This is a genomic window from Pseudomonas sp. AA-38, assembly GCF_029457475.1.
GTDB lineage: Bacteria > Pseudomonadota > Gammaproteobacteria > Pseudomonadales > Pseudomonadaceae > Aquipseudomonas.
On record NZ_CP120359.1, the window covers coordinates 2,305,138 to 2,317,833 of the forward strand.

Sequence of the window (12,696 nt, forward strand, 5' to 3'; positions counted from 1 at the left end):
ATCAGTTGCCGTCGACGGCATCCTTGGCTTCATCGCCGGCATCCTCGACGGCGTCTGCTGCATCATCGGCAGCGTTCTGAATCTTTTCGCCAGTGGTGGGTTCGTTACCCAGGGCTTCGTTGGTTTTCTGTTCGATGGCCTCGCCGCTCTCCTTGGCGGCATCGCCCAGGTTGTCCATGGCTTCGGAGACTGACTCCTTGGCCGACTCCATCTTGTCTTCCGGGCTCTTCTCGCAGGCGGCCAGACCCAGAGCGGTGGCAAGCAGCAGGACGTAAGTCAGATGTTTTTTCACGATAGCACTCCATGTCTGAGAGTTATGGTGCGGGGCAGGGCCCATACGCATTGCTTGGAGCCAACCGAGCACCACGAAGTTCCCGGCGCTGGCCCTATCCAAGGTTGAGGGGCGCACCGGATGAGAGGGTGCACAGATTTGCTGAAAATCATCGACTCCTCGGTGGATTACTCGGGGAGCGGCCATTATCGTGGTGCACGGTCGCACGACGGCTTGCGGCGATGATGCGCTTTGCCTGCGCACGCTATAGAAGACAAGGAACTGCTGGATGGATGCGTTACTGATTATCGGGGGCTTGCTGTTGATCCTGGCAGGCCTGGTTTGGCTGGTCATGCGCGCTTTCTCCACCAGCTTGCTGTGGGGCTGGGGCAGCCTGATCCCCCCGCTGACGCTGCTGTATATCCTGCGGCACTGGGCCAAGGCGCGCAGCGCCCTGATGCTGGTGGGGCTGGGCATCATCCCGCTGGTGGTGGGCATGACGCTGTTGGCCAGCAAGGATGCTGACCGGCTCGCGGCCATCTTGCGTCTGGACTGGTTGCAGCCCGAGGTACAGGCACCGCGCGAATTGGCCATCGATCTGCGTGGCAAACTCAACGGCCTGCCGTTCCAGCCGCAACAGGGCGAGTTGATCGAGGGTGTGCTGCGGCTGCGTGAGGGCATGGATTTCTTCGCCTTGCGCGAGCTGACCATTCGCCTGCCGCAGCCTGTGAGCGGCCCGGTGCGCGTCGATGTGCTACCGCAAGACACCGGCAACTTGCCGGAGGTGGAACTGAGCTGGTTGCTGCCGGAGCAGGATCTGCCCGAGGCTCGCCGCCTCGCTCGTGGTTATACCCTGCACCTGGATCTGCGCCCAGAGGCGCCGAACCGCCTGATCGGTGACTTTCATCTGGTGCTGCCGCCGCGTTTCAAGACCAGCCTGAGTGGCCGCGTGGAACTGTACACGGATCACCTGCGCTACCGTGACGGCCGGGTGGATCGCAGCTTCGACTCGCGTGACACCATTGCCTACGTGCTCCGTGATTACGTGCAGCGACGCTTCGCCACCGAGGCGGTGGAGCTGTCCAGGCTGCCGACCTTCAGTTTCAAGGGTGAACGCCTGGAGCTGGAGGTCGAGGCACGGATCGGTACGCGGCTCGAGCGTTTGCCGGTCAGGCTGAACAAGGGCGCGCAGGGCTGGGTGGTCGAGGCCGATCACTTCCCACCCTTGCCGGCGGCGGATGCCCAGCCGGTGGCCGAGAACCCCCAGGTCGTCGAGGAACCCCGAGTCAGCCGGCCGCTGGATCGTCGTGAACGCTTCAGTCTGACGCGCCTGCAGCGAAGCCCGGAGCTGTACCGTAACCTGCGTATGCGCCTGGTTCGGACCAATGGCGGTACGGTGGAGGGGCGCTTCGTCGGCATCGACAGCGACGGCAGCATTCGTCTAAGCCAGCAGATGGGCAGCGGCGGCGGGCAGGCCAGTTTCAGCTTCGCGCCGGAGGAAATCGGCCGCCTGGAACTGTTGGAGCCCTAGCTGCACGCTAGGGTCTGTTGCCGTTTCGACGCGAGCCGCGTTGCTGCGCCAAATGGCAACAGACCCTAAGCCCTTGAAATCCATCGTACTGGCCCCATCTGTAGGTCATCCGCCGCCCGGCGGCTCAGACCAGCATGTGGAGTTAGACGACCATGAGTGTGGAAACTCAAAAAGAAACCCTGGGCTTCCAGACCGAGGTGAAGCAACTGCTTCACCTGATGATCCATTCCCTGTACTCGAACAAGGAAATCTTCCTGCGCGAGTTGATTTCCAACGCCTCCGATGCCGCCGACAAGTTGCGTTTCGAGGCATTGGCCAAGCCCGAGCTGCTCGAGGGCGGCGCCGAGCTGAAGATCCGCCTGTCCTTCGACAAGGAGGCCAAGACCGTTACCCTCGAGGACAACGGCATCGGCATGAGCCGCGATGAGGTCATCGCGCACCTGGGCACCATCGCCAAGTCCGGCACCGCCGACTTCCTCAAGAACCTCTCCGGTGATCAGAAGAAGGATTCGCACCTGATCGGCCAGTTCGGTGTGGGCTTCTACTCGGCCTTCATCGTCGCCGACAAGGTGGAGGTGTTCACCCGTCGCGCCGGTCTTTCGGCTGCCGAGGGCGTGCATTGGTCATCGCAGGGCGAGGGTGAATTCGAGGTGGCCACTATCGAGAAAGCCGAGCGTGGCACCCGTATCGTCCTGCATCTGAAGGCGGGCGAGGAAGAGTTCGCCGATGGTTGGCGTCTGCGCAACATCGTCAAGAAATACTCCGACCACATCGCCCTGCCCATCGAGCTGCCGAAAGAGCACTATGGCGATGAGAAGGACAAGCCCACCGAGCCCGAGTGGGAAACCGTCAACCGCGCCAGCGCCCTGTGGACCCGCCCACGCAGCGAAGTGAAGGACGAGGAGTACCAGGAGTTCTACAAGCACGTCGGCCACGACTTCGAGAACCCGCTGACTTGGAGCCACAACAAGGTCGAGGGCAAGCTGGAGTACACCTCGCTGCTCTACGTGCCGGGCCGTGCGCCGTTCGACCTGTACCACCGCGAAGCGCCCAAGGGCCTCAAACTCTACGTGCAGCGCGTGTTCATCATGGATCAGGCCGATGAGTTCCTGCCGCTGTACCTGCGTTTCATCAAGGGCGTGGTGGACTCCAACGACCTGTCGCTGAACGTGTCCCGCGAGATCCTGCAGAAAGATCCGGTGATCGACTCGATGAAGTCGGCACTGACCAAGCGTGTGCTGGACATGCTGGAGAAGCTGGCCAAGGACAAGCCGGACGACTACAAGACCTTCTGGAAGGCCTTCGGTCAGGTACTCAAGGAAGGTCCGGCGGAAGACTTCGCCAACAAGGAGAAGATCGCCGGTCTCTTGCGCTTCGCTTCCACCGCTGGCGAGGGCGACGAGCAGAGCGTGTCGCTGGCCGACTACCTGAGCCGCGTCAAGGACGGCCAGGACAAGATCTACTACCTCACCGGCGAATCCTACGCGCAGATCAAGAACAGCCCGCACCTGGAAGTCTTCCGCAAGAAGGGCATCGAAGTGCTGCTGCTCACCGATCGCATCGACGAGTGGCTGATGAGCTACCTGACCGAGTTCGACGGCAAGCAATTCGTCGACGTGGCCCGTGGCGACCTGGACCTGGGCAAGCTGGACTCGGAAGAGGACAAGAAGGCCCAGGAGGAAGTAGCCAAGGCCAAGGAGGGGCTGATCGAGCGCCTCAAGGGTGCGCTGGGCGAGCAGGTGGCCGAGGTGCGCGTCTCCCACCGCCTCACCGATTCGCCGGCGATCCTGGCCATTGGCGAACAGGATCTCGGCCTGCAGATGCGCCAGATCCTCGAGGCCAGCGGGCAGAAGGTGCCGGACTCCAAGCCCATCTTCGAGTTCAACCCGGAGCATCCGCTGATCGAGCGTCTGGATGCCGAGCCCGACGAAGACCGCTTCGCCGACCTCTCGCATATCCTCTTCGATCAGGCGGCCTTGGCGGCCGGCGACAGCCTGAAGGATCCGGCTGCCTACGTGCAGCGCCTGAACAAGCTGCTGGTCGAGCTTTCCGCCTGACTCCGAATGCTGGGAGCCTGCTCCCAGCCCGTTTCAAGAAACGCCGCGTTCCGTATTGGAACGCGGCGTTTTTATTGTCTAGGTTTATCGGCAAGACCGCTTCGTCAGCCGCACTTGCCCAGCGCCATGTGCGCGAGGCTTTGCTATCAGCCCCATAGATTGACAGGGAGAGGGTTGTCGGCTGTGATGGTGGCGCTTTGCCTTCAATTACGTGCTTCGGGGTTCTATGGCGCTCTTCGATCTACTCTTCATCATGGGCGCGGATCCTGCCGTTCTGGTTCTCAGCAACTACGACCCCGGTCTGGTGCTGCTGTCGTTGACCATCGCCGTGTTCACCGCTGGCATGGCCCTGCAACTGGCCGGCGAGGCGCGTAACAGTACCCAGCCCATGGCCCGGCACGTCACCATCCTCACCGGATCACTGGCGCTCGGTGGTGGCATCTGGGCCATGCACTTTCTCGGCATGCTGGCCTTCGAGCTGTGCGCCACCGTGCATTTCGACCTGGGCATCACCCTGCTGTCCATGTTGCCCAGCCTGGGCGCTTCCTGGGTGGCGTTGAGCCTCCTGGCACGGCGTGACCTGAGCCTGCCGCAGCTCTGCGTGGGGGGCGTGCTGGTCGGTGCGGGCATTGGCGCCATGCATTACAGCGGCATGGCCGCGATGCAGATGACGCCGCTGCTGCGCTACGACCCCTGGATGTTCGCGCTGTCCATCATCGTGGCCATCGCCCTGGCCATACTCGCCTTGTGGATACGCTTCGGCCTGGAAGGGCGACTGCCCGCGTTCTGGACCTTGGCGATCAGTGCGCTGGTCATGGGCCTGGCCATCAGCGGCATGCACTATACCGGCATGGCGGCTGCGCGTTTCGTCGGCACGCCCGAGTTCGCCGAACCCACGGGGGTGATGGACAGCGGCTACATCGCCGTAGCCATCACCCTGCTGACCGTCACCCTGACCGTCTGCGTGGTGGCCGTGAATACCATGCTGCGTTATCGCCGCATGAGTCAGCAGCTCAAGGCCAGCGAGCAGCATCTGCGCTCGATCTTCGATACGGCTTTGGATGCCATCGTCACCGTCGATCATCGGGGCATCGTGCGTTCGGCCAATCGCTCGGTCACGCGTCTATTCGGCTGGGCGCCGCAGAGCTTGGTGGGCATGCACATGAGTACTCTGGTGCCCCAGCGCCTGGTGGGAGAGATCGAGCAACTGCTCGCCGATTATCTGCGCTGCGGGCAGCTCTCCATGGCCAACGGCGAACGGGAACTGATTTGCCTGAGCCATGACGGCGAGGAAAAACCGGTGCGGATCAGCGTCGGCATCACCCATGCCGGTCATCGCCCCCTGTTCGTGGTCTTCGTCAGCGATATCAGCGAGCGGCAACACATGGAGAAGGCGCTGCGCGAGAGCGAACTGCAATACCGCTCGCTGATCGGCAACATTCCCGGGGTGTCGTTCCGCTGCCTGCTCGATCGCGACTGGAGCATGCTGTTCATCAGCGATGCGGTGCAGACGCTGACGGGCTGGAGTGCCGAGGATTTCATCTCCCGGCGTTGCTCCATCGCCGATCTGTATCACCCGGATGACTACCAGCGTGTGGCCGATGAGGTGAACCGAGCCATCGAGCAGCAACGCAACTACACGGTGGAGTACCGCCTGTTCGACCGCGATGGCCGTGAGCACTGGATCTGGGAAAGCGGCAGTGCGGTGTGCGACGCGGAGGGTGTGACGCGCTGGATCGATGGCGTATTGCTCGATCAGACCGAAACCAAGCAGCGCAACGCCGAGTACGAGGGCAAGGTCACGGCCATCAGCAAGGCCATGGCCATGGTGGAGTTCGACCTCGATGGCCGGGTGCTGGAGATCAACGACAATGCTCTGGCGCTGTTCGGTTACGCGCGCGAAGAAGTGATTGGTCAGCCCCATGCCATGTTCTGCGACCCTGAGCTGGTGGCCAGCGAGTCCTACCGGCAGGGCTGGGAGGAACTGCGTGCCGGGCATTTCCGTATGGGCGAGTACCGGCGGCTTGGCAAGGGCGGGCGCGAATGCTGGATCCAGGCCAGCTACAACCCGATTCTCGATAGCGATGGCAAACCCTTCAAGGTGGTCAAGCTGGCCACCGACCTGACCCCAAGGCGCTTGATGGAGCAGGAACTGCGTGCTGCCCGTGACCGCGCCGAGGCCGCTGCCGCCGCACGCAGCAGCTTCCTGGCCAACATGAGCCACGAAATCCGCACCCCGATGAACGCCATCATCGGGTTTACCGAGCTGCTGCTGAATACCTCGCTGTCCAGCGAGCAGCGGCGTCACCTGAAAACCGTGCATGACGCGTCGCGCTCATTGCTGGGGCTGCTCAACGACATTCTCGATACGGCCAAGCTCGACCGCGGCGCCGTCGAGCTGGAGGCCCTGGATTTTTCCCTGCGCGAGTTATGCGAGCAGGTCTGCGCCACCCAGCGCCTGGCGGCCGAGAGCAAGGGCTTGCGCTTGCATCTGGATTACCCGGAAGCGGTGCCCGAATTCTTCTGCGGCGACTCGCTGCGCATCCAGCAGGTGCTGACCAACCTGCTGGGCAATGCGGTCAAGTTCACCCTCGAGGGCGAAGTGTGCCTGACGGTTTCCGGTGAGCCAGAAGCGATGCGTTTGGCGGTGAAAGACACCGGCATCGGCATCGCCGCTGATCGCCTGGAAAGGATCTTCGACCCCTTCGCCCAGGCCGATGCCTCGATGAGCCGTCGCTTCGGTGGCAATGGCCTCGGTACCACCATCTCGCGACAGTTGGTCGAGCTGATGGGCGGTCGATTGCGCGTGGAGAGCATCGAGGGGCAGGGCAGTTGCTTCAGTGTCGAGCTGCCACTGCGTGCCGGCAAGCAGAGGATATCGCCGCAGCACGTGGCATTGCCGGAGCTGGGGCGCCTGTCCATCCTTGCTGCCGATGACGTGCCGCAGAACCTTGAGCTGCTGCAAATCAACCTGCAACGCCTGGGGCACCGCGTGCACTGTGTTGGCGATGGCGAACAGGTGCTCGCCGCATTCGTCGAAGGCAGCTTCGACCTGATTCTGATGGACGTGCAGATGCCCGGCATGGATGGGCTGGAAGCCTCGCGGCGCATTCGTGCGCTGGAACTCGAGCAGGCACGCCCGGCAGTACCGATCATCGCCCTGACTGCCAGTGTGCTCGACCATGACCGCCAGGCGGCGTTGGATGCCGGCATGAATGCCTTCGCCGCCAAGCCCTTGGACATGCAGGCACTGCTCTGGGAAATTGCCCGGGTGCGCGGCCTGACCCAGGTACCGGCCAGCGTCAGCCATCTGCACAACGGCGATGGCCTGTTCGACTGGGCACGGGGCAGCCTGCGTTGGGGCGGTGCGCTGCGCATGGCTGAGGCCATTCATGCCTTCGTCGCCGAACAGAAAGACCTGCCTGCACGGCTCGAAGAGGTGCTCGGCGCTCAAGACTGGCAGGCCGGTCGGGCTTTGGCGCATCGTCTGCGCGGTGTGGCCGGCAACCTGGCATTGACCGGCCTGGCGGAGCTGGCACTGCGCCTCGAACAGGGTTTCGAGTCCGAGGACGAGGCAACGCTGCGGGAGCTGGCCGGGCGTGTCGAGCAGACCTTGCAGGCCATCGCCGCTGCCGTACCCTTGCCGCCGGGTGGTCTGGCGCCGGTCACCCCTGTGCAGCCACTCGACAGCGCCACCTTGCACCTGGCTGGCCTGCAATTGCGTCAAGCCATGCTGCGAGGCGGTCTGAACGATGCCGCCATGCAGATACTGGAGAGCGGCTGCAGCGATGTGGCGAGCGTGGCGCGCATCCGCCAGGCCCTGGACGATTTCGACTTCGATCTGGCACTTGCCGAGCTGAATGAACTGTTGCTGCAACTGCAGGACGAGGAAATACCCGAATCATGACCCAGACCAACGATACCCGTCCGCTGCTGCTACTGGTCGATGACGAGCCGACCAACCTGCAGGTACTGCGCCATATCCTGCAGGACGATTACCGCCTGCTGTTCGCCAAGGAAGGGGCGCGTGCACTGGAAATGGCGGCGCGGGAAGTGCCTGACCTGATCCTGCTCGATGTGATGATGCCCGGCATGACCGGCTATGAAGTGTGCGAAACCCTGAAGGCCGACCCCTTGTTGCAGTCGATCCCGGTGATCTTCGTCACCGCCCTGGCCGATATCGACGACGAGGCCCATGGCTTTGCGGTGGGTGCGGTGGACTACATCACCAAACCGGTCAGCCCCTCGATCGTTCGCGCCCGGGTGCGCACGCACCTGTCCCTGGTGCGCCTCGACGAGCTCAAGCGCACGCGCCTGCAGATCGTCCAGCGCCTGGGCATGGCGGCCGAATACAAGGACAACGAGACCGGGCTGCATGTGATCCGCATGAGCCATTTCTCCAAGATCCTGGCCCTGGCCGCCGGCTTCAGCGAGAGCGCGGCCGAGGAGTTGCTCAACGCCGCGCCCATGCACGATGTCGGCAAGATCGGCATACCCGATGCGGTGCTGCGCAAGCCGGGCAAGCTTGATGAACAGGAATGGCAGATCATGCGTCAGCACGTCGAGATCGGCGCGCGCATCATCGGCGAACACAGTTCCGGCTTGCTGCGCACCGCCCAGCGCATCGCCCTGTCGCACCACGAGAAATGGGACGGCACTGGCTACCCCAACGGCCTCAGCGGCGAGGACATCCCGCTGGAGGGTCGTATCGTCGCCATTGCCGATGTCTTCGATGCCCTGACCAGCGTGCGTCCCTACAAACAGGCCTGGCCGGTGGAAGAGGCTGTTGCCTTCCTGCGCGAGCAGAGCGGCCGCCACTTCGACCCGCGCCTGGTGGAGCTGTTCATCGGCTGTCTGCCGGAAATCCTGCAGATCAAGGAACGTTGGGCCGAACAGGGTGCCTGATCATTTTGTACAAGGTTACTCGGCCAAGGCGTGGCCGACGGGCCATGTGGCTCATCCATTCACCACTGAGGATGCTTACCCATGCAGAAGAAAACCCTGGCTCCGCTCCTGTGCGCCACGCTCGGTGGCCTGGCAGAGGCGGCGGTCGTGGCCAAGCCCATACCCTACGAAATCGACGGTGAAGCCTTCGAGGGCGTGCTGGTCTATGACGATTCGGTCAGCACGCCACGCCCCGGTTTGTTGGCTGTGCCCAACTGGATGGGGGTGAACGAGGACACGGTGAAGAAGGCGGCGCGCGCCGCCGGGGACAAGTACGTGGTGTTTCTTGCCGACATGTACGGCAAGTCCATTCGCCCGAGCAATGCCGACGAAGCCAAGGCGGCCGCCACGGCGGTGCGCAGCGACCGCGCGCTGATGCGCAAGCGCGCCCAGGCGGCGGTCGAGGTGCTCAAGGCGCAGAGCAGCGAGGTGGCGCTGGATGTCAGCAAGCTGGGTGCCATCGGTTTCTGCTTCGGTGGCGGCACCGTGCTGGAGCTGGCGCGTTCGGGCGCGCCGCTGAAGGGCTTCGTCTCCTTCCATGGCAATCTGGATACCCCCAATCCTGCCGATGCCAAGAACATCAAGGCGCCGGTGCTGGTGCTGCACGGCGCGGACGACCCGGCCGTGCCACAGGAGCAGGTCGACGGCTTCATCGCCGAGATGAAGGCGGCCAAGGCCGACTGGCAACTGGTCAGCTATGGCGGTGCGGTGCACTCGTTCACCAACCCCAAGGCCAACGTGCCGGGCTCTAATCAGTACCATCCGGTGGTGGCCGCGCGGGCCTTCAGGGCCATGAACGATCTGTTCGATGAGGTGTTTGCCGAGCAGTGATACGGGCTTTCCTCAAAGGCTGCATCCCTTGGCTGCAGCCTTTTTTGTGCTTGCGACGCGCGTCTCAGGGTTGCCGCAGTCCGTACGCGCTGCAGAAAATAGCCTTCGCCTTGCTGTTGTACCTGAGCGTGCTGCCTGGGCTCAGGTTTGAAACTGGGTAGATCGGCCAGGGCCAACGCGGGCAACAACGGAAGGCCTGAGAGGGTGCGATACGAGGGCAAGATGGCAGTCCTTTGCTATGAAAGGCACCGCCTGGTACCGGTGTTTAGGGATGGATTTCAGCCGGGCAACTCGATCCGCTCGGTTTCTCCCGGCACCTGCGGCCAGTCGCCAGCGGCCCAGCGTCGGCGCGCCTGGTCGATCAATTGCGGGGTGCTGGCTACGAAATTCCAGTTCATCCGCCGTGGGCCGATGGGCTCACCGCCGATCAGCGCCAGGTGGCATTCGCCGCAGGCGCGAAGCAGCGGTGTCTCGCCGGCCGGAATGACGGCCATGGTATGGGTGGGCAGGGCTTCACTGTCCAGTTCGGCCTCGCCATCGATCAGATAGAGCGCACGCTCGCTGTACTCGGTCGGGATCAGCAGGCTGGCGCCGGCGGTCAGACGCAGCTCGGCGTAGAGGGTGGGGGAGCGTACCGGCACGGGTGATTCGAGGCAGAAACCTCTGCCGGCGATCAGGGTAATGCCTACGCCCATGGCCTCGCTGCGTGGCAGAGAGACGGCGGGATGATGCTTGTAGCTGGGGGCGCAGTCTTCCTCCGCCTGTGGCAGGGCCAGCCAGACCTGCAAGCCATGTAGACGCTTGTGCTGCCCGCGTTGCCCGGGCGGTGTGCGTTCGACATGGGCGACGCCGCGCCCAGCGGTCATCCAACTGACGTCACCGGGTTCGACCAACTGATCCGAGCCAAGGCTGTCCTTGTGCTGCAACTGGCCCTCGAACAGGTAGGTGAGGGTGGACAGGCCGATATGCGGATGCTGGGCGATGTTCATGCCGCTGCCGGCTGGGTAGTCCTGTTCCAGCATATGGTCGAAGAAGACGAAGGGGCCGATGCTGCGGGCACGCGCCGAGGGCAGCGGACGCAGGATCGGCTGGCCGGAAATGTCTTCGGCGCGCGGCTGGATCAGTTGCAGGCCGCTCATGCCGAGGCCCCGGTCAGGCGGGTTTCGATCTGGATATCGGTGCTGGTCATCAGCTTGTGGATCGGACACTTGTCGGCGATGCGCAGCAGTTGCTGGCGCTGGGCCTCGTCCAGAGGGCCCTTGAGCGACAGCTCGACGATCAGGTGGTAGTTGCCCTCGCGTTCTTCGCTGTCGTCGCGCTCGACACTGACGTCGATACCCTCCAGCGGCAGGCCGCGCTGGCGCGCATAGAGCAGCAGGGTCATGGCCTTGCAGGTGCCGAGCGAGGCGTCGAACAGATCGTGAGGATCAGGCCCGGCGCCGTCGCCGCCCAGTTCGGGAGCTACGTCGCCGAGTAGTTGGTGGGCGTCGATGCTGATCTGTTGCTGCAGACCCTTGCTGCTATGAATGCGGATCATGGCGCTTCCCGGAAGGCGTGACGGCAATGGTCGCAAGCCTAGCCCAGGCAGGGCCCTTCACACCAGTGCCGACAGGCGCACGTCGGCACCCAGAACGCGCAGCAGACGCCCCTGGCCATCGAGGATGGGCACCGATACGGTGAAACAGAAATCATCGGTGGCCGAAGAACGGTAGACCTGGGTGATATGGCTGGCCTTCTGTTCAGCCACGGCGCGGAACCAGGGGCGCTGGCTCCAGTCGCAGCCTCGGCAACTGCTCTGCTGCTCGTGAGCCAGGTCGGCGGCGAAGATGTTCTCGGAAATCTGCACGCCGCGCTGGTCGACCAGGTAGAACAGCTCGAAGCGATTGTCGCGTGCCAGAGTGCTCTCGAGCAGGCGTTCGGCGGCGGCCACCTCGCCGCCCAGTTCGGGGCGCTGCGCCAGTTGCTCGACACTGGCACGTACGGCGTTGTGGATTTCCAGGCGGAAGTCGCCGAGCCCGGCGAGCAGACGGTCACCGTCTTCGCGCACGGCCTGGCTATGGTGCAGCACCTGGCCAGCCTTGCCGAGCAGATCGCCGGCCACACGGGCGATGTCTTGCACGTCGCCATTGATGGAGCGCACGGCCTGGCCGATCTGTTCGGTGCCAGCGGCGATCTGCCCGACCTGAGCGTCCAGGCGATCCATGACCTGGCGCGTGCTGTCCAGCCCTGAACTGACGGCGAGAATGCCGCAACGGCCATCGGCCACGGCCTGGTGCATCTGCTGGCTGGCATCGCCGAGCTGTTGCATGCCCGTGCGGAAGCCTTCGATGATATCGCTGACCTGGCCAGTGGCTTCGGTGGTACGGCCCGCCAGACGTCGTACCTCTTCGGCGACCACGGCGAAGCCACGGCCATGCTCGCCGGCCCGCGCGGCCTCGATGGCGGCATTGAGGGCTAGCAGATTGGTCTGTTGGGAAATGCTGGCGATCACGCCGATGACCTTACTCACCTCGTCGAGCTGTGCGGTCAGTTGCCCGATCACCTGAATCAGTTGTGCCTCGCTGGCATCGATCACTTCGACCTGGTCTAGCACGGCCTTGCCGCTTTCCTGGCAGCGATGCAGGGTGGCGGAAACTTCGCTGGACAGCCGGGCGACCTCGCCGGCACCGGGTACCAGCTCGGCATCGAGGGTGGTGGTGACCTGTTCACTGGCGCTGGCGATCAATTCCGAAGACTGCGCCAGGGTTTGCCCGCTCTGCTGATTGGCGGCGGCGATACTCGCCAGTTGCGGCGCATGGGCAGCGATGCCGACGGCGGCTGTCAGGCTGCTGCGGATGCGCTGCTGTAGGCCGGCGCTGAACAGATTCAGGCGGGTCATCCACTGCTGCTGTTCTGGCAGGCGAATGGTGAGATCGTGTTCCTGGAACAGGGCCTCCAGAGCGGCCTCATTCTGGGCTTTGCGGGTTGGTTTGCGCAGCAACTGCATCATGGCTGTTCCCCCTTTGTTTTGCCTGGAGTGTTGCAAGCCAAGTGCCATTACCGCTCCGGCGTAGCCATTGCAC

Annotated in this window: 9 protein-coding genes; 5 read left to right on the forward strand and 4 right to left on the reverse strand. The window is 63.7% G+C overall.

Features of this window, described 5'->3' with window-relative positions; genetic code table 11:
• Position 1: 1 nt before the first annotated feature.
• A complete protein-coding gene (locus PVE35_RS10505) occupies positions 2-292 on the reverse strand; it encodes a hypothetical protein (protein WP_268177724.1) in 291 nt (96 codons plus the stop codon).
• A gap of 268 nt (positions 293-560) precedes the next feature.
• Between PVE35_RS10505 and PVE35_RS10510 the strand changes: the two genes are divergently transcribed.
• The 5 genes from PVE35_RS10510 to PVE35_RS10530 all read left to right on the forward strand — a co-directional run bounded on the left by PVE35_RS10510 (position 561) and on the right by PVE35_RS10530 (position 9,634).
• Positions 561-1,802, forward strand: coding sequence for an MFS transporter (locus tag PVE35_RS10510; protein ID WP_277374594.1), 1,242 nt, complete (start codon positions 561-563; stop codon positions 1,800-1,802).
• 152 nt (positions 1,803-1,954) lie between these two features.
• A complete protein-coding gene (gene htpG / locus PVE35_RS10515) occupies positions 1,955-3,859 on the forward strand; it encodes a molecular chaperone HtpG (RefSeq protein ID WP_277374595.1) in 1,905 nt (634 codons plus the stop codon).
• A gap of 226 nt (positions 3,860-4,085) precedes the next feature.
• Complete coding sequence (locus PVE35_RS10520; protein ID WP_277374596.1) at positions 4,086-7,766, forward strand: PAS domain S-box protein; 3,681 nt, start codon at positions 4,086-4,088, stop codon at positions 7,764-7,766.
• Positions 7,763-8,764, forward strand: coding sequence for a two-component system response regulator (locus PVE35_RS10525; RefSeq protein WP_277374597.1), 1,002 nt, complete (start codon positions 7,763-7,765; stop codon positions 8,762-8,764). The genes PVE35_RS10520 and PVE35_RS10525 overlap by 4 nt, the downstream gene beginning before the upstream one ends.
• 81 nt (positions 8,765-8,845) lie before the next feature.
• On the forward strand, positions 8,846-9,634 hold the full coding sequence (locus PVE35_RS10530) for a dienelactone hydrolase family protein (RefSeq protein WP_268177719.1): 789 nt from the start codon (positions 8,846-8,848) through the stop codon (positions 9,632-9,634).
• A gap of 278 nt (positions 9,635-9,912) precedes the next feature.
• Here PVE35_RS10530 and PVE35_RS10535 read toward each other — a convergent pair whose 3' ends face one another.
• Genes PVE35_RS10535 through PVE35_RS10545 form a run of 3 tightly spaced genes read right to left on the reverse strand, consistent with a single transcriptional unit; the run spans position 9,913 to position 12,623 of the window.
• Entirely contained in the window at positions 9,913-10,773 is an 861-nt protein-coding gene (locus PVE35_RS10535) for a pirin family protein (RefSeq protein ID WP_277374598.1), read from the reverse strand.
• A complete protein-coding gene (locus PVE35_RS10540) occupies positions 10,770-11,171 on the reverse strand; it encodes an OsmC family protein (protein ID WP_268177717.1) in 402 nt (133 codons plus the stop codon). Before PVE35_RS10540 ends, PVE35_RS10535 begins: the two co-directional genes overlap by 4 nt.
• Positions 11,172-11,228: 57 nt before the next feature.
• Positions 11,229-12,623: a methyl-accepting chemotaxis protein gene (locus PVE35_RS10545; RefSeq protein ID WP_277374599.1), complete on the reverse strand. Its 1,395-nt coding sequence runs from the start codon at positions 12,621-12,623 to the stop codon at positions 11,229-11,231.
• Positions 12,624-12,696 lie beyond the last annotated feature (73 nt).